Annotated in this window: 24 protein-coding genes; 17 read left to right on the top strand and 7 right to left on the bottom strand. The window is 53.1% G+C overall.

The window, feature by feature from the left end; translation table 11 throughout:
* Positions 1-437, top strand: a 437-nt coding sequence (locus tag RNAN_RS19245; protein ID WP_040552079.1) for a hypothetical protein, incomplete at its 5' end; no start/stop codon positions are given.
* Positions 438-465: 28 nt separating this feature from the next.
* Here RNAN_RS19245 and RNAN_RS12090 read toward each other — a convergent pair.
* Both RNAN_RS12090 and RNAN_RS12095 read right to left on the bottom strand, forming a co-directional pair.
* The gene (locus RNAN_RS12090; RefSeq protein WP_008222154.1) at positions 466-675 is read right to left on the bottom strand and encodes a hypothetical protein; all 210 of its coding nucleotides are present in this window, start codon (positions 673-675) and stop codon (positions 466-468) included.
* A gap of 65 nt (positions 676-740) precedes the next feature.
* Positions 741-1,205, bottom strand: coding sequence for an EVE domain-containing protein (locus RNAN_RS12095; protein WP_008222157.1), 465 nt, complete (start codon positions 1,203-1,205; stop codon positions 741-743).
* 95 nt (positions 1,206-1,300) lie between these two features.
* Between RNAN_RS12095 and RNAN_RS12100 the strand changes: the two genes are divergently transcribed.
* The gene (locus RNAN_RS12100; RefSeq protein ID WP_148275733.1) at positions 1,301-1,564 is read left to right on the top strand and encodes a hypothetical protein; all 264 of its coding nucleotides are present in this window, start codon (positions 1,301-1,303) and stop codon (positions 1,562-1,564) included.
* 71 nt (positions 1,565-1,635) lie between these two features.
* Positions 1,636-2,505, top strand: a complete 870-nt coding sequence (gene tesB, locus RNAN_RS12105) for an acyl-CoA thioesterase II (RefSeq protein ID WP_008222159.1) — start codon at positions 1,636-1,638, stop codon at positions 2,503-2,505.
* Here the strand turns inward: tesB and plsB are convergent.
* A complete protein-coding gene (gene plsB / locus RNAN_RS12110) occupies positions 2,502-5,027 on the bottom strand; it encodes a glycerol-3-phosphate 1-O-acyltransferase PlsB (protein ID WP_237739918.1) in 2,526 nt (841 codons plus the stop codon). The genes tesB and plsB overlap by 4 nt on opposite strands.
* A gap of 53 nt (positions 5,028-5,080) precedes the next feature.
* Here plsB and lexA point away from each other — a divergent pair, with 53 nt between their 5' ends.
* The 5 genes from lexA to RNAN_RS12135 all read left to right on the top strand — a co-directional run bounded on the left by lexA (position 5,081) and on the right by RNAN_RS12135 (position 10,190).
* Positions 5,081-5,698, top strand: coding sequence for a transcriptional repressor LexA (lexA, locus tag RNAN_RS12115; protein WP_008222163.1), 618 nt, complete (start codon positions 5,081-5,083; stop codon positions 5,696-5,698).
* A gap of 306 nt (positions 5,699-6,004) precedes the next feature.
* The gene (coxB, locus tag RNAN_RS12120) at positions 6,005-7,147 is read left to right on the top strand and encodes a cytochrome c oxidase subunit II (protein WP_237739919.1); all 1,143 of its coding nucleotides are present in this window, start codon (positions 6,005-6,007) and stop codon (positions 7,145-7,147) included.
* A 3-nt stretch (positions 7,148-7,150) separates the two neighbouring features.
* Positions 7,151-8,740 carry a cytochrome c oxidase subunit I gene (ctaD, locus tag RNAN_RS12125; protein ID WP_008222167.1) on the top strand — a complete coding sequence of 530 codons (1,590 nt, stop codon included), beginning with the start codon at positions 7,151-7,153 and terminating at the stop codon, positions 8,738-8,740.
* A 9-nt stretch (positions 8,741-8,749) separates the two neighbouring features.
* Positions 8,750-9,310: a cytochrome c oxidase assembly protein gene (locus RNAN_RS12130; RefSeq protein WP_008222169.1), complete on the top strand. Its 561-nt coding sequence runs from the start codon at positions 8,750-8,752 to the stop codon at positions 9,308-9,310.
* A gap of 1 nt (position 9,311) precedes the next feature.
* The gene (locus tag RNAN_RS12135) at positions 9,312-10,190 is read left to right on the top strand and encodes a cytochrome c oxidase subunit 3 (RefSeq protein WP_008222170.1); all 879 of its coding nucleotides are present in this window, start codon (positions 9,312-9,314) and stop codon (positions 10,188-10,190) included.
* A gap of 2 nt (positions 10,191-10,192) precedes the next feature.
* On the opposite strand, the gene RNAN_RS12140 is transcribed toward RNAN_RS12135, so the two are convergent.
* Entirely contained in the window at positions 10,193-10,402 is a 210-nt protein-coding gene (locus RNAN_RS12140; RefSeq protein ID WP_008222172.1) for a DUF2909 domain-containing protein, read from the bottom strand.
* A gap of 26 nt (positions 10,403-10,428) precedes the next feature.
* Between RNAN_RS12140 and RNAN_RS12145 the strand changes: the two genes are divergently transcribed.
* From RNAN_RS12145 to RNAN_RS12165, 5 genes are read left to right on the top strand one after another with little or no spacing between them, the layout of a single operon-like run.
* Positions 10,429-11,160 (top strand): SURF1 family protein, encoded by a 732-nt coding sequence (locus tag RNAN_RS12145; protein ID WP_008222173.1) that lies wholly within the window; start codon positions 10,429-10,431, stop codon positions 11,158-11,160.
* A complete protein-coding gene (locus tag RNAN_RS12150; protein WP_008222176.1) occupies positions 11,153-11,665 on the top strand; it encodes a redox-active disulfide-containing membrane protein in 513 nt (170 codons plus the stop codon). Before RNAN_RS12145 ends, RNAN_RS12150 begins: the two co-directional genes overlap by 8 nt.
* Positions 11,662-12,660, top strand: coding sequence for a COX15/CtaA family protein (locus RNAN_RS12155; protein WP_008222179.1), 999 nt, complete (start codon positions 11,662-11,664; stop codon positions 12,658-12,660). The genes RNAN_RS12150 and RNAN_RS12155 overlap by 4 nt, the downstream gene beginning before the upstream one ends.
* Positions 12,657-13,568, top strand: coding sequence for a heme o synthase (cyoE, locus tag RNAN_RS12160; RefSeq protein ID WP_008222180.1), 912 nt, complete (start codon positions 12,657-12,659; stop codon positions 13,566-13,568). Before RNAN_RS12155 ends, cyoE begins: the two co-directional genes overlap by 4 nt.
* The gene (locus RNAN_RS12165) at positions 13,558-14,190 is read left to right on the top strand and encodes an SCO family protein (RefSeq protein ID WP_008222183.1); all 633 of its coding nucleotides are present in this window, start codon (positions 13,558-13,560) and stop codon (positions 14,188-14,190) included. Before cyoE ends, RNAN_RS12165 begins: the two co-directional genes overlap by 11 nt.
* Here RNAN_RS12165 and RNAN_RS12170 read toward each other — a convergent pair.
* Both RNAN_RS12170 and nfuA read right to left on the bottom strand, forming a co-directional pair.
* A complete protein-coding gene (locus tag RNAN_RS12170; RefSeq protein ID WP_008222186.1) occupies positions 14,187-15,215 on the bottom strand; it encodes a polysaccharide deacetylase family protein in 1,029 nt (342 codons plus the stop codon). The genes RNAN_RS12165 and RNAN_RS12170 overlap by 4 nt on opposite strands.
* Positions 15,216-15,309: 94 nt before the next feature.
* Entirely contained in the window at positions 15,310-15,888 is a 579-nt protein-coding gene (nfuA, locus tag RNAN_RS12175; RefSeq protein WP_008222188.1) for a Fe-S biogenesis protein NfuA, read from the bottom strand.
* Between the two features lie 125 nt (positions 15,889-16,013).
* Between nfuA and RNAN_RS12180 the strand changes: the two genes are divergently transcribed.
* Entirely contained in the window at positions 16,014-18,554 is a 2,541-nt protein-coding gene (locus RNAN_RS12180) for a M14 metallopeptidase family protein (protein ID WP_008222190.1), read from the top strand.
* On the opposite strand, the gene RNAN_RS12185 is transcribed toward RNAN_RS12180, so the two are convergent.
* On the bottom strand, positions 18,551-19,273 hold the full coding sequence (locus tag RNAN_RS12185; protein WP_008222192.1) for a ComF family protein: 723 nt from the start codon (positions 19,271-19,273) through the stop codon (positions 18,551-18,553). The two genes, RNAN_RS12180 and RNAN_RS12185, sit on opposite strands and share 4 nt — an antisense overlap.
* Positions 19,274-19,310: 37 nt before the next feature.
* Between RNAN_RS12185 and bioH the strand changes: the two genes are divergently transcribed.
* From bioH to RNAN_RS12200, 3 genes are all read left to right on the top strand, one after another.
* The gene (gene bioH, locus RNAN_RS12190; protein WP_237739920.1) at positions 19,311-20,060 is read left to right on the top strand and encodes a pimeloyl-ACP methyl ester esterase BioH; all 750 of its coding nucleotides are present in this window, start codon (positions 19,311-19,313) and stop codon (positions 20,058-20,060) included.
* A 104-nt stretch (positions 20,061-20,164) separates the two neighbouring features.
* A complete protein-coding gene (locus RNAN_RS12195) occupies positions 20,165-20,461 on the top strand; it encodes a hypothetical protein (RefSeq protein WP_040552084.1) in 297 nt (98 codons plus the stop codon).
* A 5-nt stretch (positions 20,462-20,466) separates the two neighbouring features.
* Complete coding sequence (locus RNAN_RS12200) at positions 20,467-21,468, top strand: putative metalloprotease CJM1_0395 family protein (RefSeq protein WP_008222197.1); 1,002 nt, start codon at positions 20,467-20,469, stop codon at positions 21,466-21,468.
* Positions 21,469-21,473: the final 5 nt, after the last annotated feature.

Below are 21,473 nucleotides of genomic sequence, written 5' to 3' on the forward strand. Positions count from 1 at the left end.
CCGAGCAACTGGGTAAAACCAATAAAACCTTACAAAAACAGCTGGCGCTGCGCGAGCAGGAGTCAATCCGGCTACAGCAGGCGGTATACCAACTGGCAGAGCAACAGAAAACCCTGTTAGAGCAGCAACTGGCATTGCAGCCGGCCCAGCCGCTGCTCAGTAACCGTGAAATGCAGCTGGCGCGCTTTTTGTGTTTAAGTTTGCCGGTAGTGGTCAAAGAGTGCTGTCACAAGGCGGTGCTGCCGCAGCAGGTGCTGAAACAGCAATTGCGGCATCATCCGGGGCTGGACAGCCTGGTGCTGGAGCAAATGACAAAAAAGCACAGCCGGCTAACTGCGCTTTGGCAAAGCAATACTATTATGGCGTATATCCAGCTATGCAGCGTGGTGGCGGGGCTTGCCGGCGAAGAGGCAGCAGCCAAAGTCAGCAACCTCTAGGCCAGCATAGCGTGACGTAGCACGCCCTTTAATGACGTAATACAACTCGGGGCTCAGTATCAATCTGGCCGTCAACATCAATGGCGGCCATTTTAGACCCTGCCGCCAGCACCGCCAGACTGCCATTAGCAATATGACGGACGAACAGCAAATCGTAGCCGAAGCGTTGTAACTCCGCGACGGAAAACTTCTGTGCCAGACTCAGATCGTCCCAGAAAAAATGTATATCCTTATCCATCTGGCGCCTTTCAGTAGACATAACAGGCTCCAACTATCAGGGATATCGGGTTTGCAAAACATCTGTTATCGCTGTTTGCCCAGCTGCAATATGCTTTGCCACTGCGGCTCGGTAACCGGCATAACAGACAATCGGTTGCCCCTTTGCACTAAAGGCAACCCATAGAGCTTAGCCGAGCTTTTCATTTTGTCCAGTGTGATAATAGCTGGCAGCTTCTCGACAAATGTAAGGTCAACCGCTACCCAACGCGGCGCCTCCGGTGAAGATTTCGCGTCAAAATAGACACTTGTGTTGTCAAACTGGCTCGGATCGGGGTAGGCGCTACGCACCACTTTGGCAATGCCCGCTACTCCGATCAGTTTGCAGCTGGAGTGATAAATAAATACCAAATCACCTTGTTTTACCTGGTCGCGCAGCATATTGCGCGCCTGATAGTTGCGCACCCCTTCCCACACTATGGCGCTGTCGGGGGCACTGGCAAAGTCATCAATACTGCATTCTTCAGGTTCGGTTTTAAATAACCAGTACATGTGAAACTTTTCCTTGTTATTTTTTATTAATTATCTAATTATTAAATCAGGCTTTCATGCTAATTTTTTTTTATAAAAATCACAGGGAGGATAAGATGGTAAAAATATTGGTTGTCATTTTTGTTGTAATTATGATTCAAGGATGTGCCAGCGGCCCGTCTAAAGCAATTGTGTTGCAAACTGCAGACGCAGCATCAGAGGACACTGTAACTGTAGTATGTCACCGAGAAAAGAAAACAGGAAGTCATTTATCAGCCGTGGTTTGCCGTGATGTTGATGGGCTAGCAGCAGAAGGCGAGCTAACCAGACAAGCGTTGCAGAGAGCTCAGTTAAGGACGCCTTCATCACGACAGATGTAAAAAATTATCCCCACTGTAGTAAACTGTTCAAAGCATGATGAATGAGTCCAGTAAGGTGGGGAAATACATATATGAGTATTGTTTTGGAAAACCTTCTATCTCTCCTTAAATTAGAAGAGATTGAGCAGGGCCTGTACCGTGGCCAGAGCCAGGACTTAGGCTTTAAGGCGGTATTCGGTGGTCAGGTAATGGGCCAGGCCTTGTCGGCAGCGAAAGAAACCATTGCTGAAGATCGCAAGGTGCACTCGTTTCACTCGTATTTTTTGCGCCCCGGTGATGCCTCCCGCCCCATAGTGTATGAAGTGGAAAATATCCGCGACGGTAAAAGCTTTAGTACCCGCCGCGTCAGTGCCATTCAGTTTGGTAAGCCGATTTTTTATATGACGGCCTCGTTTCAGGTGGAAGAAACCGGCTTTGAACATCAGGACCTGATGCCAGAGGTACCGGCGCCGGAGCAACTGGTGTCTGATTTAGAGTTTTACCAGCAGCATGCCCAGCTGATCCCGGAAAGCCTGCGCAGCAAGTTTATTTGTGAAAAACCGATTGAAATGCGCCCGGTTGATTTTCAAAACCCGTTTAAACCGCAGATAAGTGCGGCCAAACGTTATGTTTGGTTTAAAGCCAACGGCGCCATGCCGAATGATTTACGCGTACATAAATATCTGCTGGCCTATGCGTCAGATTTTAACTTTCTGCCCACTGCGCTGCAGCCGCACGGTAAGTCTTTTATGGCGCCAAACATGCAGGTGGCCACCATCGACCATGCCATGTGGTTTCACCAGGATTTTCGCTTTGATGACTGGTTATTGTACGCCGTTGACAGCCCCAGCGCCTCCGGCGGCCGCGGCTTAGTGCGCGGTCAGTTTTATAACCGCGCCGGTAAGCTGGTGGCATCAACGATTCAGGAAGGGGTGATCCGCGCCTACCCCAGCAGCCGTTAGTGGCTGCCGGCTGGCATAATGCTGTGAATACTTTGCAGCACCTCACTGCGTAATAAGCCTGCGACGGTGTCACTCAGCTGATGCAGGCTCTCGGTAGCACAGACCCGGCTTTGTTCATCCAGTTGGCTGTAGCCACTGTCTTTTAACGCCACCAGTAAGGTGGCAAACAGCTGTTTGTCATAATACTCGGGCGCGGTAATACCATGCAGGTTTAACAAGCGCTGCGCCAGTTCGTGGCTATGTTTTTCCAGCTCAGCGCGGTTTAACGCTTCGCGCTGGATCAGCTGTAACACCATGGCGTAGCGCTGCAGCGTATGTTCGGCGTTGTGCGCCAGCATGCTTAACATGGCAAAGCTGCTCTGGTGCTGCGGTGGAGCACAGTAATAATCGCCCTCTTGCAGCACCAGGCCGGCATCGACCAGGTGCTGCAGCACGGCTTTGCTGTAGGTTTCTACTGAGCTGATCGCTAAAAACAGTTCATGGCGCAATAGCGGATACAACTGCTGCACTATAGCGGTTAGCTGTGTCAGGCTGATACGGCGCTGGTGCAACACCGCACTGGCAATAATGGCCGGCAGCATAAACAAGTGCAGCACATTGTTACGGTAATAACTCATCAGAATGGCATTTTCTGCCGACAAACTCAGCAACTCACCAAAGCTGTCACTGTGCTGCTGCACTTTTTGCAGGCTGATGGCGTGGTCTATCAGTTGTGCGGCGTTTTCCTGTGGCAGTGTCACCTGCTGATGATAAGGCACGGCACGCTGCAGGCTCAGGTAAAAGCTTAACAGTTCAGTCAGCTCACTGCGGGCCATAGTATGACGCTCGGTGGCCAGCAAGCACAGCGCCAGTAAATTAATGCTGTTAAGCGCTGCGGCCTGATTAATGCGCTGCATCAGGCTCTCGGCCAATTGTGCTACTACCGGGTTAAGCCACTGCGGTTTTTGTACTTCCAGCGGATCGATGTTTTGCTTCCAGTCTGGTACCTGCTGGGTTAAATAGCTGTTCAGGGTTATCGGTTCGCCAAAATTGACAAAGCCGTAGCCATAATCGCGCAGATTACGGATCGCTTTTAACACGCCCAGCGCTGACTCTTTTTGTTTGCCAGAACCTTTTAACTCGCGCAGGTAAGTGTTTACTTCCATCACGTGCTCATAGCCCAGATACACCGGCACCAGGGTGACCGGGCGCTCTATGCCGCGCAGCATCGACTGCAGTGTCATCGCCAGCATGCCGGTTTTCGGTTGCAGTAAGCGGCCGGTGCGGCTGCGACCGCCCTCGGTGTAGTACTTTACCGAATAGCCTTTGCTAAACAGCTGGCACAGGTATTCACGAAATACTGCTGAGTACAGCTTATTACCGCTGAAACTACGGCGGATAAAAAAGGCGCCGCCACGGCGGAAAATCGGCCCGGCCGGCCAGAAATTCAGGTTAATGCCGGCGGCAATGTGCGGTGGTGCCAGGCCCTGCTGATAGATGACATAACTAAGCAACAGGTAATCCATATGGCTGCGATGGCAGGGCACATACACGATCTCATGGCCTTTTTGTGCCAGGTCGCGCAGCATATCGGCGTTATTGACTTTGATGCCTTTATACAGCTTATTCCATAACCAGCGCAGCACCCTGTCACCGACCCGCAAGGTTGACGCGCGATAGTCAGCAGCAATTTCCAGTAGCAGCTTACGTGCTTCCTGTCGGGCGGCCTTTACTGAAATACGCTTGGCTTTAGCTTCATCTTCGATGGCTTTTTTCAGCGCTGGCGCGCCTAGCAGCGCATTAAATAGCTGGGCACGGTTAACCAGTTTCGGCCCGGTTGCAGCCAGGCGCTGACGGTAAAAGTGAAAGCGCGACATGCGCAGCAGCTTATGGGCTGTACTTTCACCGGCACCAAACTGCGCTGCCATCTGTTTAAGCGATACCGGCCGGCTAAACCGCACCAGCGTATGGCGGCCAGAGATCAGCACAATCAGCAGCTTGGCCAGCCAGTTAGGCGCATGGGCTTCACCCAATAACCATTTGATACTGTTTTCTTTACCCGGTGCCCGGCCCCATAATAAGGCTACCGGCATCAGCTGGGCGTCCAGCTGCGGGTTAGCCAGGTGCGCCTGCAACAAAGCCTGGCCCTGCGCTAAGGCTGTGGTTTTGCCGCGCGGCAGCAGCAGAGTGTGGGGTTTTTCAAGAAATAAGGTGCGCGGGTGGGCTTTACCGTCCAGCATGACGTTATCGGCCGGATCGGGCAAGCCCAGCTTGTCGCAAATACGCCGCACGGCGGCGAAGTCGGCTGCTGATTCTGTTGTGCAAATATAAAACAAGGGTTTAGCTTGCTCTAATGCCAGCTCGGTTACCGGTTGCTCCGGCACTATCTTGTACTTCAGCAGCGGCCACAATGGCCATTTTAATAAGGCTGCAAACAACTTTACCGGCCGAAACATGACCTTTTCTTCCTCAACGAACAAAGTGGTATAGCATAGCACGATGACGTGGCCTGGAAAATTGCGCGCGCTGACAGAAACTTGCATTTGTTACACGCCTGTATATACTCACAGTATTCACTGTACAGGTAACCAGCATTATGAGACCACTAACGCCCCGGCAGGCCGAGATCCTGCAACTGATTAAAGATTATCAACAAGATACCGGTATGCCGCCAACCCGTGCTGAAATAGCCCAGCAGCTCGGCTTTAAGTCAGCTAATGCGGCAGAAGAGCATTTAAAAGCACTGGCGAAAAAAGGCGTGATTGAAATGATGCCGGGTACCTCCAGGGGCATCCGGTTGGTTGACAACGACGAGCCAGAGCAATTAGGTTTACCGTTAATTGGTAAAGTGGCGGCCGGCCAGCCAATATTGGCGGCTGAGCATGTGCAGGACTATTACCAGGTGGATGCCAATTTGTTTAAACCCCATGCTGACTTTTTATTGCGGGTGCAGGGCATGAGCATGCAGGATATTGGCATTTTAGACGGTGATTTGCTGGCGGTGCACAAAACCAATCAGGCGCAGCCTGGCCAGGTGATTGTGGCGCGGGTAGATGAAGATGTCACGGTAAAGCGGTTTCAGCGTGAAGGCACCACGGTACTGTTGCAACCGGAAAACAAAGATTTTGACGTAATAAAAGTAGACCTGAGGGCGCAGCATTTTGCTATCGAGGGCTTGGCTGTAGGCGTTATCCGTAACGGCAGTTGGTTATAATTTGTACTAAGCTCAGTAAGTTATTTCATTCAAAGCGCTGGTATGACCACGTGGGTTTGCCGGCGCTTTTGTTATTTAGGGGTTTACAGCCGCCTTTATTTGGATAATTCTTAACCCGAAACTGATTAAAAAATAATAACAGGGTCAGTTCCGGTTTCTGCGCTAGCCCCGAAACCGATACTTACAATAACAATAATAAACTGATGAAACTTCAGGCATGGGTTCGGTGTGGGTGTGTAAGAACCGTGTAGTACTGTGTACTTAGTTTCTGCAGTTTGCTTTGCAAAATGACAGAGGAGAAGTCCAGTGACGAAAACGCGTAGTCTTCGTTGGTCGCTGCCAGCCTTGCTTTTAGCTGCAACCGCTAATGCAACAGATATGCCTTTGAATATGACCAAAGGTGTAACAGAAATCAGCCAGCAGGTGTACGACCTGCATATGACGATCTTCTGGATTTGTTGTGCTATAGGTGCAGTGGTGTTCGGGGCCATGTTCTGGTCCATTTTACGGCACCGAAAAGCACGGGGCGTGCAGCCGGCTCAGTTTCATGAAAGCACCAAAGTAGAAATACTCTGGACGGCGATACCGGTAGTAATTTTAATTCTGATGGCCATTCCGGCTACCAAAACCCTGATTGCAATGGAGGACACCACAGAGGCAGATGTCACTGTGCTGGTTACCGGTTCGCAGTGGAAATGGCATTACAAGTATTTAAATACCGACGTCGAGTTCTATTCCTTGCTGGCGACACCCAAAGAGCAAATCAATAACAGGTTTGCCAAAGGCGAAAATTACCTGCTTGAGGTAGACCGGCCTTTAGTGATCCCTACCGGCAAAAAAGTACGCTTTTTAATGACGTCTGATGATGTGATCCACTCCTGGTGGGTACCGGCCTTTGCCGTGAAAAAAGATGCCAACCCCGGTTTTATCAATGAAGCCTGGACCCGCGTTGAAGAGCCTGGCATCTATCGCGGCCAGTGTGCCGAGCTGTGTGGTAAAGACCACGCCTTTATGCCGGTAGTGGTGATTGCTAAAACCCCGGCAGATTACGAGCAATGGTTAAACGGCGAAGCCGAGCGTATTGCCAAGGCCAAAGCTGAAGAGCAGGAGCTATTGGCAATGAATATGAGCATGGACGAGCTGATGAGCGTGGGAGAGCGTACTTATATTGCTTATTGCGCGGCTTGTCATCAGCCTAACGGCGAAGGTTTAGCCGGCATTTTCCCGGCGCTGAAAGGCAGCAGCATGGCGCTAAACGATATGGCTGGTCATATTGACATAGTGTTAAACGGCAAAGCCGGCACGTCAATGCAAGCCTATGCCAAGCAGCTGAGCTTAAAAGAAATTGCCGCGGTAATTACCTATGAGCGTAATGCCTGGGGTAATAATACCGGTGAGCTGGTGCAGGCGGCTGATGTGCACGCCGTGCTACAAGGTAAAGGGGAATAACGGATGAGTGCAGTAGTGACAGATCATGAACATGATCACGAGCATCATGACCACAAACCCAGCGGCATAAAACGCTGGCTTTACACCACCAACCATAAAGATATAGGTACCATGTATCTGGTGTTTGCGCTGATCATGTTTTTTATCGGCGGCGCCATGGCGATGGTGATCCGGGCTGAGTTATTCCAGCCGGGAATGCAGTTTGTTGAACCCAACTTTTTTAACCAGATGACCACAGTGCATGGCCTGATCATGGTATTCGGTGCAGTGATGCCGGCCTTTACCGGCCTCGCCAACTGGATGATCCCGATGATGATAGGCGCGCCCGATATGGCGCTGCCGCGGATGAATAACTGGAGTTTCTGGATCCTGCCGTTTGCGTTTTTAATTCTGTTGATGTCGCTGTTTATGCCAGGTGGCGGCCCCAGCTTTGGTTGGACCTTCTATGCGCCGCTGTCGACCACTTATAGTAGCGACAGTACCGCCTTGTTTGTGTTTTCTGTGCACATTATGGGGATCTCCTCCATTATGGGCGCCATTAACGTGATTGTGACCATCTTTAACCTGCGCGCACCGGGCATGACCTGGATGAAAATGCCGTTGTTCGTCTGGACCTGGCTAATCACCGCCTTCCTGCTGATTATGGTAATGCCGGTACTGGCGGGCGTGGTAACCATGGTGTTGACCGATAAATACTTTGGCACCAGCTTTTTTGATGCTGCCGGTGGTGGTGACCCTGTGTTGTTCCAGCATATTTTCTGGTTCTTTGGCCACCCCGAGGTGTACATCATGATCTTGCCGGCCTTTGGTATCGTCTCCGCCATAGTGCCGACTTTCGCCCGTAAGCCGCTGTTTGGCTATGCCTCTATGGTGTATGCCACCTCCAGTATTGCGTTGCTTTCTTTCCTGGTCTGGGCACACCATATGTTTACCACGGGTATGCCGGTAGCAGGTGCTTTGTTCTTTATGTATTGCACCATGCTGATAGCCGTGCCCACCGGGGTGAAGGTATTTAACTGGGTAGCGACCATGTGGCGCGGTGCCATGACCTTTGAAGTGCCGATGATGTTTGCGCTGGCCTTTATCGTGCTGTTTACCATCGGCGGTTTCTCCGGCCTGATGCTGGCCATTACCCCGGCTGATTTCCAGTACCACGATACCTACTTCGTGGTGGCGCACTTCCATTATGTGCTGGTCACCGGTGCGGTGTTCTCGATTATCGCTGCGGCCTATTACTGGCTGCCGAAATGGACCGGCCATATGTACGATGAAAAACTGGGCCAGTGGCATTTCTGGTGCTCGCTGATCTCGGTAAACCTGCTGTTTTTCCCAATGCACTTTGTCGGTTTGGCCGGCATGCCAAGACGCATTCCGGACTATGCGCTGCAGTTTGCTGATTTTAATGCCTTTATCAGTATTGGCGGCTTCCTGTTTGGTGCCTCGCAACTGATTTTTGTCTGGGTATTAGTCAAGTGTGCCCGCGGCGGCGAGAAAGCGACGGCTCAGGTATGGGAAGGGGCGGAAGGCTTAGAGTGGCAAGTGCCTTCACCGGCGCCATACCATACTTTTGACACCCCACCGGTGATTAAGTAGGAGCCGGCTATGGCACTGCGACATAAACCTTTAACCGTCAAATTAGCCGTTACCGCGCTGGCCATGTTTGGGTTTGGTTTTGCGCTGGTGCCACTGTACGACGTGTTCTGTGACCTGACCGGTTTAAACGGTAAAACCGCGGCCACGGCCGCCTCGGCTGAGGCGGCTATGATAGATACCAGCCGGCAGGTGGTGATTGAATTTGTCGCCCGGCCCAATAAGCAAATGCCCTGGGTGTTTAAACCCGAGGTCAGCCGGATGACAGTGCACCCTGGTGAAATTCATATTATGAATTACCTGGCAGAAAACCCGACCGGCCGCATGATTGTTGGTCAGGCGGTGCCTTCAGTATCACCAGGACAGGCCGCGTTGTACTTTCACAAAATAGAGTGTTTTTGCTTTACCCAGCAGCAGTTAGCCGGCGGCAAAAACATGCTGATGCCATTACAGTTTTATGTCGATCCGGCGCTACCCAGCCAGTTTAGTACCATTACGCTGTCTTACACCCTGTACGATGTAACCAACGCCTGGCAGGACAGCAGCGCCGTTTCAACCCAACCTGGGGAATAACATGACTAAGACATACGAAAAATATTATGTTCCCGCCCAGAGCCCCTGGCCAATCGTTGGCGCTGTTGCGCTGTTTCTGATTGCCTTTGGTGCCGGCACCTATGTTAACGAAGTAACCAAACAACAACCTGGCTTTGGCGGCTATATGCTGGCTGCCGGTTTTGTAGTACTGATTTTTATGCTGTTTGGCTGGTTTAAAAACGTCATTGATGAGTCGATGAGCGGTTTGTACAGCGCGCAAATGGACCGCTCGTTCCGTCAGGGCATGAGCTGGTTTATTGTGTCAGAAGTGATGTTTTTTATGGCGTTTTTTGGTGCCTTGTTTTACGGCCGGGTTATTGCACTCGACTGGTTAAGTGGCGGCAGCAACAATGCGATGACCTTTGAAATTCTCTGGCCAAATTTTGAAGCCATGTGGCCGTTGTTAAAAACGCCCGGTGGTATTGAAACCCAGGCCATGCCTGCTACCGGTCTGCCACTGATTAACACCGCCATTCTGGTGCTGTCGTCAATTACCTTGCACTTTGCCCATACCGGCTTAGAGCAACACAAGCGCGGCCAGTTAAAGCTGATGTTACTGGTGACTTTGCTGCTGGGTGCAACTTTCCTTGGTTTACAGGTGTATGAGTATATTCACGCCTATCGCGATCTGGGGCTAACGCTGGCATCCGGCTTTTATGGCAATACCTTTTTCCTGCTTACCGGCTTTCACGGTATGCACGTGACACTGGGGGCCATCATCCTGCTGTTTGTGTTTTTGCGCGTATTAAAAGGCCACTTTACACCCGAGAAGCACTTTGCTTTTCAGGCAGCGGCCTGGTACTGGCACTTTGTTGATGTCGTGTGGCTGTGTTTGTATGTGTTTGTTTATGTAATTTAGTGTCAGTAGGGCCTGGGGTTGGTGTCTATCAGCCCCAGTAGCTGCGCTAAAAAGATCAGTAGCAGTGCCAGTGCTGAAAACAGCACCCGACGCCCGAGAAAACGCGACATGCGAACGTTTGGCTGTGGCTGGCGCAGCATCACCAGCGCCGCCCGCACCAGATTAAAAATAATAAAAAGTAGTAGCGCGATGACAACAAGCTTTATCAACATAGCAAACCGCCTCCGGGAGCTGGGTTATGCGCATTAAACTGGCAAAACAGCACTTTGCCGTTAATCCGCTGTGGCTGTGCCTCACTCTGACCGCTTTTGCCATTTTAATCAACTTGTCCTGGTGGCAACTAAACCGCGCCGGTGAAAAAACTGCACAATTGCAACGTCTGGCTGCTTTACAAACCGCGGGCGCTTTAACACCAGCGCAATTAGCTGAGCTGGAGCCTGCGGCTATTGATGGCGCACCGCTTAGCGGCGAAGCACGCTGGCTTGCCCCCTACAGTTGGTTGCTGGATAACCAGATTGTCGGGGGCCAGGTGGGCTACGATGTCATCGTACCGGTGCAGGTTGAGGGCTTAACCCCCCTGTTACTGGTGAATTTAGGCTGGGTAGCCGGCGGGCGCGACCGCCGTCAGCTGCCGCTTATCGAGATACCCGAGCGTATTCGTTTAGATGGCTTGTTACGCACCGAAGTGTCGGGGCTGATGTTACTGGGCCAGAATGCCGAAGAAACCGGCAGCTGGCCAATGCGCATTCAGCAGGTTGATTATGGCGAGTTGGCGCGCATCAGTGGTCTTCACCTGTTGCCGGTGTTGTTATATCAGCAGCAAAGCACTGAGTTTATCAGCCATTATCAGCCGGTGGTGTTGCCACCGGAAAAGCACCGGGGTTATGCACTGCAATGGTTTTTACTGGCAGTGGCCGTCGTTGGCGTGGCGCTGGCCGCCGCGCATCAGGGGAGAGTGCAAGATGAATAAGTATAAATTTATGGCGTTATTTATTGGCTGCTGTGCCCTGCCATTGCTGGCTGCCTGGCTGGTGCTGACACAGGGCTGGTTTAATGCCGGCGCTTCCAGTCAGGGCCAGTGGCAGCAACAGGAAGTGTTTTTACTGGCTCCCGCCACGGGCAAAGCGCACTGGCGTTTAGCGGTGGCGCCGGCGGCGAGCTGTGACAGTCAATGTCAGCAGGGCTTACACACCCTGCAGCAGCTGTATTTGGGCCTTGGGCGCAAACAGCAGCACGTACAGCCACTGCTGCTGGGTGATGCGACTGTGCCGGAGGCATACCAAGCTATTAGCAAGGCTGCGGTGTTATTACCGCTGCCACAGCAGCTACAAAACCAGATCTTACTGATTGACCAGCAAGGGCTGGTGCTGCTGCGTTACCCGCTGCCGGCAACAGCAGAGCAGATGGCGCCAACCGCCAAAGCCATCCGGCAGGATTTACTTAAGTTAGTTAACTACGATCGGACCAGCGTATGAAAAAACAACAATGGCTGGCGACTATCGCCATTTTCCTTACCATGGGCGTGATTTTACTGGGTGCTTATACCCGGCTGACCGATGCAGGTTTGGGTTGCCCTGACTGGCCCGGTTGTTATGGTTTTTTAAAGGTGCCGCAAAAGCCGCATCATGTCGAAGCGGCACTGCAAGCCTTCCCGGAGCGACCACTGGAGCCGCACAAAGCCTGGAATGAAATGATCCACCGCTACTTTGCCGGCAGTTTAGGCCTGCTGATTGCGGCCATGTTTTTTGTCGCGCTGTTTAACCGTGCCAGCCCTAAAGTGTTGCCGTCCGTGCTGTTAGCGCTGGTGGTGTTTCAGGCCGCATTGGGTATGTGGACAGTAACGCTAAATTTATTACCGTTGGTGGTAATGGGGCATTTGCTGGGCGGCTTTAGCCTGTTGTGCTTGCTGGCGGTGCATTGGTTGCGGCTGCACCCGCAGTATCAGGTGCAGGAGGCACAGCTGACCCCGCTAAAGCCTTTTGCTGCGCTGGCGATACTGGTACTGGTGGCACAGATTACGTTGGGGGGCTGGACAGCAGCCAATTATGCGGCGCTGGCCTGCATCGATTTGCCAATTTGTGAAGCTGGCTGGCAGCAGCGGCTGAATATCAGTGAGGCTTTTGATTTACACCTTGGGCATGATGATTATGAATATGGTGTGATGTCGGCCGAAGCGCGGCAAACGGTACATGTGTTCCATCGTTTTGGTGCCTTGGTAACACTTACGGTGTTAGCGTTGTTTCTGTGGCAACTATGGCGCAGGGTGCAAAGCAGCTTGATGAAACGGTTAACCCTGGCGGCTGCCACATTGTTGGCAGTGCAGTTTAGCTTGGGCGTGGCTAATGTCGCATTGCATTTACCGCTGGCGAATGCCGTGGCACACAATTTTGTTGCAGCAAATTTACTGATGCTGCTGGTGGTGATTTACCTGCAGCTGGGGTTCGGCAGGCAACGGAGGGCGACAATATGAGTATCGCTATTAAACGACTGAGCAATGTTGGCCGCGCTAAAGATTATCTCGAGCTGACCAAACCCAAGGTTGTCGCACTGTTAGTGTTAACCGCCTGGGTGGGCATGATGCTGGCCGTACCCGGCCTGCCGGATTTACTGACAGTGCTGGCCGCTACGCTGGGTATAGGCCTGCTCTCGGCAGCAGCGGCCGCGATTAACCATGTGGTAGACCAGCGTATTGATGCGCAAATGGCCCGCACTTATAGCCGTCCTGTCGCCAAAGGCCGGCTAAGCAGCAAACAAGCCAGCAGCTTTGCCTTTAGCCTGGCAATAACCGGTTTTATCATTTTATATAGCTTGGTAAATGCCTTAACCGCCTGGCTGACGCTGGCCAGCCTGTTTGGTTATGCCGTGGTGTACACCATGTTTTTAAAGCGGGCGACGCCACAAAATATCGTTATTGGTGGCTTAGCCGGCGCTATGCCGCCGCTGCTGGGCTGGGCGGCTATAACCGGCAGTGTCGACGGCCACGCCCTGCTGCTGGTAATGATTATCTTTACCTGGACGCCGCCACATTTTTGGGCGTTGGCGATTCATCGGCGCGATGATTATGCCCGCGTCAATATGCCGATGCTGCCGGTGACGCATGGCATTGAGTTTACCAAAAGCGTTATTTGTTTATACACGGCGCTGCTGTTTATTGTTTGCTTGCTGCCCTATTTGGTGGGCATGAGCGGGGCGATCTATCTGCTGGGCAGTGCGCTGCTAAACCTGCGCTTTATGCAGCATGCCTGGAAACTAAAGTTTAACCCTGACAGTGGCAGCGCCATGGCTACCTTTAAGTTTTCTATTGTGCATCTGATGGTATTATTTCTGCTGTTGTTAGTGGATCACTATATTAAGGTGGCGCCGATTTATGTTTCGTAAACTGTTGTATGTGTTGTTGGCGGCAGGGGCCTTGGTCACTGGCGTTGTGTTGTATCAGTTGGCCAGCACCAGCGCTGAACCAAAGCTGGCGCTGGTATACCCGCAACCAAGAGCGCTGGCAGACTTTAGCCTGACCGATCAGCATGGTGACACGGTAAACCGTGAGCGGCTGTATGGCCAGTGGACCCTGGCCTTTGTCGGTTATACCTATTGCCCGGATATTTGCCCGTTAACCCTGGCCAAGCTGGCCGGCGTGCAGCCCGAGTTAGCGGCACTGGTGAAAGAGCCGCTAAAAGTCTGGTTTATTTCTGTTGATCCAAACCGTGATACCATAGAGCAGTTAGATAACTACGTCAGTTATTTTGAGCAGGCTAATGTGCTGGGCATGACAGCAGGCCATGATCAGTTGTTTCCTTTTGTCCGCCAGTTGGGGCTGATGTATGCATTAAGCAGCACCACCGAGCAGAACTATCTGGTTGATCACAGTGCTTCTGTCGTGCTGATTAACCCGCAGGGCCAACTGGTGGCAATGTTTAAACCACCGATGCAAGTCGGCCAACTGCCGGTGGTGGACGCCGAACAGCTGTTAGCTGATTTCCCGCTGGTATTGGCGAAGCTTTAGTTAAGCCAGGGCTGTGAATACCAATAGAAATAGCCTTTGCGGCTAAGTGATGGCGCCGTGCAGTTGTAGCGGCTGCGGCCTTTATTCAGCGCTTTACTGGCACGTACGCTAAAGGTGTTGTCATTCAGCCATTGTGGCGTCATGACTTCGCTGCCGGCAAAACACTGTAACTGCTGGCGGTTAAAGTCCGCCACCTTTAGTGTGAGGGTAAGCGGGGGTGGGTTTTGGCTGACCAGTGGGTCTACACCATGATAATCGCTGATGCTAAAAGCCAGCGTGCGTAGCTTCTGCGCTAAGTCTTTCAGCTCGGCATAACGGCCGGCGGCCGGAAAGCGCGGCAAGCGGGTTAATGCACTGTCAGCACCGATAGCGCCGGAATGCTGGCCGATGCCAATAAAGCCCAACTCGCTGACTAATTGCTCCAGCGCTGCGCTGTATTCGCCATAAGGATAGGCCAGCCATTGATGGCGTTGTCCGGTAACCTGTTCAATTTTATCTTCGGCCGCCAGTATGCTTTGCTTCATGCGTGCCAGCCATTGCAGCTCTGTTTCGCCCGGTTCCGGTCTGGCCATATGTTCATGCCACATGGCATGGTTCGCTACCAGTACGCCCTCGTCTGACATTTGCTTCACTTGCTGCCAGTTCAGCAAAGGGCCATCGCCTTTATCAATGCTGCCGGGGCTGATAAAGATAGTGTAGGGGTAACCAAATTGACGCAAAATAGGGTGGGCGGTGGTGAAGTTATTCTCGTAGCTATCGTCAAAAGTGATCACCACAGCGTTCTGCGGTATCGCAGTGTTTTGTTTTAAATGCTGAATTAACACATCCAGGCCAATCACCTGAAACTGGTTGTCTTTGAAGTATTGTAAATGGCCACGCAGCTCATCGGCCGTCACGCTGCTGACCCTTGGCGTATCGCTGGCGACATGATGGTAAATCAGCATCACTGCTGCCTGAGCCGGGGCAATAAGCAAACAGCCTACCGCCAACAGTAAGCTACTGAATTTTTTTAGCTGGTGTTTCATAGAGAGTGCCCGTCACAGTAAAAAACCTGCTGGTTTTATACCACAAGCGGGCACTAAACGCAGCTGCCGTCAGGTGGGCAGCCTGGTGGTAAGCTTAATAATAAGAGTGCTCACCGCGCTGATGTTCGGTAATGTCGCGCACACCAGACAGCTCACCGCTAAAGCGGTTTAACAGCTCTTTTTCAATCCCTTCTTTTAAGGTTAAATCCACCTGAGAGCAGCCATTACAACCACCGCCAAATTGCAGCACAGCTACGCCGTCATTGGTCAGCTCCATTACGCTAACACGGCCACCGTGGTTAGCCAGCTGCGGGTTAATTTCGCTGTCAATCACGTACTGCACCCGCTCTAATAACGGCGCATTGTCACTCACCTTGCGTACTTTGGCATTCGGCGCTTTTAACGTCAGCTGCGAACCCATCTGATCGGTGACAAAATCAATTTCAGCATCGACTAAAAACGGCTGGCTCTCGTTATCCACCACGGCGTTAAAACCGGTAAAGTCGAGCATCAGGTCGCTGTCCTCTACCGCATCCGGTGGACAGTAAGATACGCCGCACTCCGCTTGTGCCGTGCCCGGGTTAACTACGAAAACGCGAATATGGGTGCCTTCTGGCTGCTTGGCCAGCAGTTTGGCAAAGTGCTGCTGCGCCTGTTCTGAAATCGTAATCATAATAGTACCTGACTAAATTACTAGGTTAATGGCTATGATACTCCTCCTGCTGCACTGATGCCAGCCCCCCTTGAGTTTTGCCGCTGTTCTGGCTAACGTAGCCGCAGCAAAAAGGACATCAACTAATGAAATATTACACTGCATTAAGCCTGTTACTACTCAGCGTTGTGAGTTCCGCTAAGCCAGCATACAGCCCGGCCCCCAGCCAGTCGACCCTGCCCGCTCCGCAGCAGGTGCTGGGTTTTACCGTGGGTGACTGGCACGCCCGCCATGATCAGATCCAGCGCTACTTTGAGCAGCTCGACGCAGCCTCAGCCCGTGCGCAGCTGGAAGTTATTGGTTATAGCCACGAACAACGGCCCTTGCTGCAGCTGGTGTTGTCGTCTGAGCGCAACATGCAGCGGCTGGAGCAGATCCGCCAGCAGCATGTTGCCGCCGCCCGCGATGGCGCAACTCTGCCGGACGATGCGCCGGTGGTGATCTGGCTTGGCTACAGCGTGCATGGTAATGAGCCCAGTGGCGCCAATGCGGCTATGTTGGTGGCGCAGTATTTGGCCGCCGCCGAAACTGCCGAGGTGAAACAGTGGCTGGAAAACGCCATTATCTTATTGCAGCCGGTATTAAACCCGGACGGCCATGACCGCTTTGCGCTGTGGGCCAATATGCACAAGGGGGCGGCACCGGTGGCCGATCCACAGCACCGCGAGCATATCGAGCCCTGGCCTAATGGCCGGCCAAACCATTACTGGTTCGACTTAAACCGCGATTGGCTATTACTGCAGCATCCGGAAAGCCGGGCCCGTATTGCGCAGTATCAGCAGTGGTTACCGAATGTAGTGGGTGACTACCATGAAATGGGCACCAACAGCAGTTACTTTTTCCAACCCGGCATTCCCAGCCGCAATTATCCGCTAACGCCCAAGCGCAACTTTGAGCTGACGGCAGAGCTGGCGCAGTTTCATGCCGCAGCATTCGATGAGCGCGGCCAGTTGTATTACACCGAAGAGAGTTTTGACGACTTCTATGTTGGCAAAGGCTCAACCTATCCGGATATTCAGGGCAGTGTCGGTATTTTATTTGAACAGGCCAGTAGCCGTGGCCATTTGCAGGACAGCATTAATGGCCCGCTTAGTTTCAGTGCCACTATTCAAAACCAGCTGACAGCTTCGTTATCAACCATTCGCGGCGCAGTGGCCAAACGTGCCGAGCTGTTGGCTTATCAGCAGTCGTTTTATAAATCGGCCTTACAGCAAGCGCGCGCCAGTAAAATTAAAGGCTATATGCTAACGGAGAGTGCGGATAAAACCCGGCTGGCTGCGTTGCTGGACGTGCTGCAGCGCCACCATGTGCAGGTGTATGCCCTAAGCCGCGACTGGCAGGATGATGACAACAGCTATGCCGCTGGCAGCAGTTATTATGTACCGCTGCAGCAACCGCAATACCGGCTGATTAAAGCTATGTTCAGTACGGAAAAAACCTTTAAAGATAATACCTTTTATGATGTGTCAGCCTGGACCTTACCCTACGCCTACAATATTGCTTTTACTGCGCTTAACCGTGAACCGGCAAGTAGTTTGCTAAGCAGCAGTTGGCCGGCGGCACCGGCCAAAGCACCGCCGCTAACTGCAGGCGCTTATGCCTATGCGTTTAACTGGCAGGATCAGCAGGCGCCGTTATTTTTGCAGGCGTTACTGGCCGAGCAGTTAGTGGTGCGCGCAGCGATGAAAGACTTCAGCGCGCTAAGTGGTGACGGCGAAATAAGCTTGCCGGCCGGCAGCATGGTGGTGGCTGCTGGTTTGCAACAGCAGCAAGACTGGTTCGAGCGTCTGCAGCGCGTGCAGCAGCGCTTTACGTTGCCGCTGCAGGCAATCCGCTCGGGTTTAACCCCTACTGGCAGCGATTTAGGCAGCCACAACTTTAGTCCGGTGCAGTTGCCACAGGTGTTACTGCTGGCAGGGCCGGGGATGAGCTCTACTGAGGCCGGTGAAGCCTGGTATAACCTGGAGCGACTGGCCGGTATTTCGCCCAGTATGGCCGAGCCGCAGCGTTTAGCACAGCTGGATTTAAGCCGGTACAGCCATATTATTTTGCCAGATGGCAACTACCGTAGCTGGCAGGACACTGAGGTGACTAAGCTACGCCAGTGGCTGGAGCAAGGCGGTGTGCTGTGGGGCCATAAAGGGGGCGCTGCCTGGCTGGCGCGGGTGGGTTTGCTGAAGACCGGCGTCTGGCAGGGCGAGGAAATGAGTAGCCTGATCCCGGCCGATAACCTGCAGTATCAGGATAAAGAGTTGCTGGCCGGCAAACAGCGTATTGCGGGGGCGATTTATCAGGCCGAGCTGGATTTAAGCCACCCGTTAACCTTTGGCCTAACCAGTAACCGTTTACCGGTGTTTAAGAACAGTACCAGCTTGCTGCAGCCCAGCCACAAACCCTTTGTTAATGTGGCGCTGTACAGCGAGCAGCCACAGCTGGCCGGTTACACGGCAGCAGAATACCTGCCGCGCATCAAACAAAGTGCAGTGCTGCTGGCACACAATGCCGGTAAAGGCCGGGTGATTGCCATGACCGATAACCCGGTATTTCGCGGCTATTTTTATGGCTCCAGCCGGCTGTTGGTCAATGCACTCTATCTGGGCCACAGCTTTAGCGCTGACGCCGGTTAACTATTTAAGGTTACGGCTACCGTCCACAGGCTAATCTGGCGCACGCCGGCCCGGCGCAGCAGGCGGCAAAGCTCGTTGGCGGTAGCGCCGGTGGTCACCACATCATCCACCAGGGCGACACAAGCGGGTAATATTGTGCCGGCTTGCAGGGTAAACGCCTGGCGTAGGTTACGCTGGCGCTGCTTACGGTTTAATCCTACCTGCGCCGGCACACTGTTGTTGCGGCCAAAGGCATGCAACAACGGGATATTTAACCTGGCGGCGGCGATTTCTGCCAGCAACTGGGCCTGATTAAAGCCACGCTGGCGCTGGCGGCGCGGGTGCATAGGCGCGTATAGCAGCGCCTGCGGTAGTGCCTGCCCGTCTTGTTGGTACTGCTGTAACATCAGGTCAAATTGCTGCAGTAACAGCTCGCCGGCGGCAGCATCGGCAGCAAACTTCCAGCGCTGTAGCCAATGGCGGTAAGGTTGCTGATAAAAGCCCACACTGAGCAACTGGTCAAAACGGGCTTTGCGCAGGCCGCGGCCAACTTGCGGTAACCACAACAGGTTGTAATGACAACGCGGGTAAGGCAGCTGCGGCAGCGCTTGCTGGCACTCTGCACAGAGCTGGCGGTCAAAGCGCTGCACCGGTAAACTACACCACAGGCAACTGGCGGGCAGCACGCCGTGCCACAGTCGGGCAAACTGTCTGGCAAACGCAGTAAGCAAATTAATCATCCATTAAATTTACATTTTGATAACTATGGCAGGGCAAATGACATCTGACAAACCCGGTGTGGTCTTACTGCATGGCTGGGGTGTAAACCAGGGCGTCTGGCAGGGCGTTCGCCAGGCACTGGCCGCTAAGGTGAAGCTGACAACACCGGATCTTCCCGGGTTTGGGCTGGCACAACATTATCCGCAGCCCTATAGCCTGGACGCTGTGGTAACACAGCTGTCAGAGCAGATCCCAACGGGCAGTTATGTGTGCGGCTGGTCACTGGGTGGCATGTTGGCCATCGCGCTGGCAAAGCGCTACCCGCAGAAGGTGGCAAAGCTTGGGCTGATTGGCGCCTCGCCCTGCTTTGTCGCGCAGAGCGACTGGCCGGGTATGCAGCTAAGTGTGCTGCAGCAGTTTGCCGGCGCACTGAGCCAGAATTTGCCGTTGACGGTAGAGCGGTTTTTGGCGATCCAGGCGCTGGGTAGCCGCAGCGCGCGTGACGACATTAAAACACTAAAACAGGCGATTATGGCCTATCCGATGCCACCACAAGATGCGATAGCCGGCGCCCTTGAACTGTTACACTGCGATTTACGCGCTGAATTTGCCGCGCTAAGCCAACCGGTTGCCGGTTTTTACGGCCGGCTTGATTCATTGGTGCCGGTGGCCGTGCTAACGCAGTTACAACAGCTGCAGCCCAAGGCCAGGTTCACGGTGGCAGAGCATGCCTCACATGCGCCTTTTATTTCGCACCCGCAGCTGTTTATTAACTGGCTAAACAACTGGTTAGGCGAAGCGGGTTAAAACGCCCCTCAGCTTACAACCAAATAGCCTAAGGGCAGGCTTCCCTTTTATGCTGGCCTGGTTAATAATTAACCAGTATTTGCTAAAGTCGCACGAGGTGTATCTTGGACATTCAATCAGCATTTTATTCTGGCATGCAGGGCTTTAGCCGCGCCAGCGAGGGTGTCACTCAGGCCACTTTGGAGATTAACCGCCAAACCCGGCCGCAAAATGACACTGAGCAAGCAGTAGCGCAAAGGCCTGATGCTGCAGCGCCTGACACTGTCACTAATACCCAGGCACCATCGCTGACGACTAGCCTGGTGCAATTAGGGCAGGAGGAGCGTAATGCGCAGGCGAATGTACGCAGCATCCAAACTGCCGATCAGGTGCTGGGCAGTGTGATTGATATCCGGGTATAGCGCTGATGCTGGTATCACATTATCCTAACGTCAGTATTAATACCGCTAATCCGCCGACCGAAATGGCGCGGCGCGATGCTGTACGTCGGGATTTGTTTGTACCTATCACAGAGTCTGAAAAAGCCAGCCCGGATAAACCGGCGGTTAGCGACGAGCGCAGCCGCGCAGCGAATAGCCAGCCGGCCGTCACCTTATATGATGCGAAGGGTAAAGAAACCGAAACGCAGCAGGCGATAGAAGGGCGTGGTGAGCGCCAGGGTAACGAGCAGAGTAACGACGCTGAAGGTCAGCGTGAGCAAAGCTCGCAACAAGATAAGCAACAAGCGGCTGAACAGCAGCAGGCGAAGCGGCAGCAAGCTGAGCAAGAAAAAGTTGAGCAGCAAGAGCAGCAGCAAATCCAACAGCTGGAAAGCCGCGATCAGGAAGTGAAAGCGCACGAGCAGGCGCATGCTGCTGTTGGCGGCCGTTATGCCGGCGCGCCCAGTTATTCCTACGAGCTGGGGCCGGATGGTAAGCAATATGCGGTGGGTGGTGAGGTACAAATAGATATCTCGCCAATACCGGGCGATCCGCAGGCCACGGTACAAAAAATGCAGCAAGTACGTGCCGCCGCGCTGGCGCCGGCCGAACCTTCAGCGGCAGACCGGCGTATTGCCGCCGAAGCCATGCAGCGGCAAATACAAGCGCAAGCAGAATTGGTGCAGCAAACCTCTGCTGGCGTTAGTAACAACCAGGCTGAACCAGCACAGTCAGTGCAGCAAGACAGCAACAGTAACGCCGACGTCAGAGTGAATGGCGGGCCGGCTAGCGGCCAAATTTTCTACGGCCCGCAGGTGCAAACCGACATTAGCTACAAGGTAAATGACGATGCCGGCGGCGCTATCGTCTTCCCGCAGCGCGACACTCTGGCTGTTACCGCCCAGATGGCGCTGCGGCGCAGTGTGATTGCCGGTTTTTACCAGCGCGCCACCGAGCCGCAGATTAAACAGTCATTACAACAAGCCTGACGCCA

It is taken from the genome of Rheinheimera nanhaiensis E407-8 (genome assembly GCF_000296695.1).
Taxonomy (GTDB): domain Bacteria; phylum Pseudomonadota; class Gammaproteobacteria; order Enterobacterales; family Alteromonadaceae; genus Alishewanella; species Alishewanella nanhaiensis.

Bases quoted from the DNA above. Each gene is read 5' to 3' on its own strand.
- RNAN_RS12090 (WP_008222154.1), bottom strand. From the start codon at position 675: ATGGATAAGGATATACATTTTTTCTGGGACGATCTGAGTCTGGCACAG.
- RNAN_RS12095 (WP_008222157.1), bottom strand. From the start codon at position 1,205: ATGTACTGGTTATTTAAAACCGAACCTGAAGAATGCAGTATTGATGAC.
- RNAN_RS12100 (WP_148275733.1), top strand. From the start codon at position 1,301: ATGGTAAAAATATTGGTTGTCATTTTTGTTGTAATTATGATTCAAGGA.
- tesB (WP_008222159.1), top strand. From the start codon at position 1,636: ATGAGTATTGTTTTGGAAAACCTTCTATCTCTCCTTAAATTAGAAGAG.
- plsB (WP_237739918.1), bottom strand. From the start codon at position 5,027: ATGCAAGTTTCTGTCAGCGCGCGCAATTTTCCAGGCCACGTCATCGTG.
- lexA (WP_008222163.1), top strand. From the start codon at position 5,081: ATGAGACCACTAACGCCCCGGCAGGCCGAGATCCTGCAACTGATTAAA.
- ctaD (WP_008222167.1), top strand. From the start codon at position 7,151: ATGAGTGCAGTAGTGACAGATCATGAACATGATCACGAGCATCATGAC.
- RNAN_RS12130 (WP_008222169.1), top strand. From the start codon at position 8,750: ATGGCACTGCGACATAAACCTTTAACCGTCAAATTAGCCGTTACCGCG.
- RNAN_RS12135 (WP_008222170.1), top strand. From the start codon at position 9,312: ATGACTAAGACATACGAAAAATATTATGTTCCCGCCCAGAGCCCCTGG.
- RNAN_RS12140 (WP_008222172.1), bottom strand. From the start codon at position 10,402: ATGTTGATAAAGCTTGTTGTCATCGCGCTACTACTTTTTATTATTTTT.
- RNAN_RS12145 (WP_008222173.1), top strand. From the start codon at position 10,429: ATGCGCATTAAACTGGCAAAACAGCACTTTGCCGTTAATCCGCTGTGG.
- RNAN_RS12150 (WP_008222176.1), top strand. From the start codon at position 11,153: ATGAATAAGTATAAATTTATGGCGTTATTTATTGGCTGCTGTGCCCTG.
- RNAN_RS12155 (WP_008222179.1), top strand. From the start codon at position 11,662: ATGAAAAAACAACAATGGCTGGCGACTATCGCCATTTTCCTTACCATG.
- cyoE (WP_008222180.1), top strand. From the start codon at position 12,657: ATGAGTATCGCTATTAAACGACTGAGCAATGTTGGCCGCGCTAAAGAT.
- RNAN_RS12165 (WP_008222183.1), top strand. From the start codon at position 13,558: ATGTTTCGTAAACTGTTGTATGTGTTGTTGGCGGCAGGGGCCTTGGTC.
- RNAN_RS12170 (WP_008222186.1), bottom strand. From the start codon at position 15,215: ATGAAACACCAGCTAAAAAAATTCAGTAGCTTACTGTTGGCGGTAGGC.
- nfuA (WP_008222188.1), bottom strand. From the start codon at position 15,888: ATGATTACGATTTCAGAACAGGCGCAGCAGCACTTTGCCAAACTGCTG.
- RNAN_RS12180 (WP_008222190.1), top strand. From the start codon at position 16,014: ATGAAATATTACACTGCATTAAGCCTGTTACTACTCAGCGTTGTGAGT.
- RNAN_RS12185 (WP_008222192.1), bottom strand. From the start codon at position 19,273: ATGATTAATTTGCTTACTGCGTTTGCCAGACAGTTTGCCCGACTGTGG.
- bioH (WP_237739920.1), top strand. From the start codon at position 19,311: ATGACATCTGACAAACCCGGTGTGGTCTTACTGCATGGCTGGGGTGTA.
- RNAN_RS12200 (WP_008222197.1), top strand. From the start codon at position 20,467: ATGCTGGTATCACATTATCCTAACGTCAGTATTAATACCGCTAATCCG.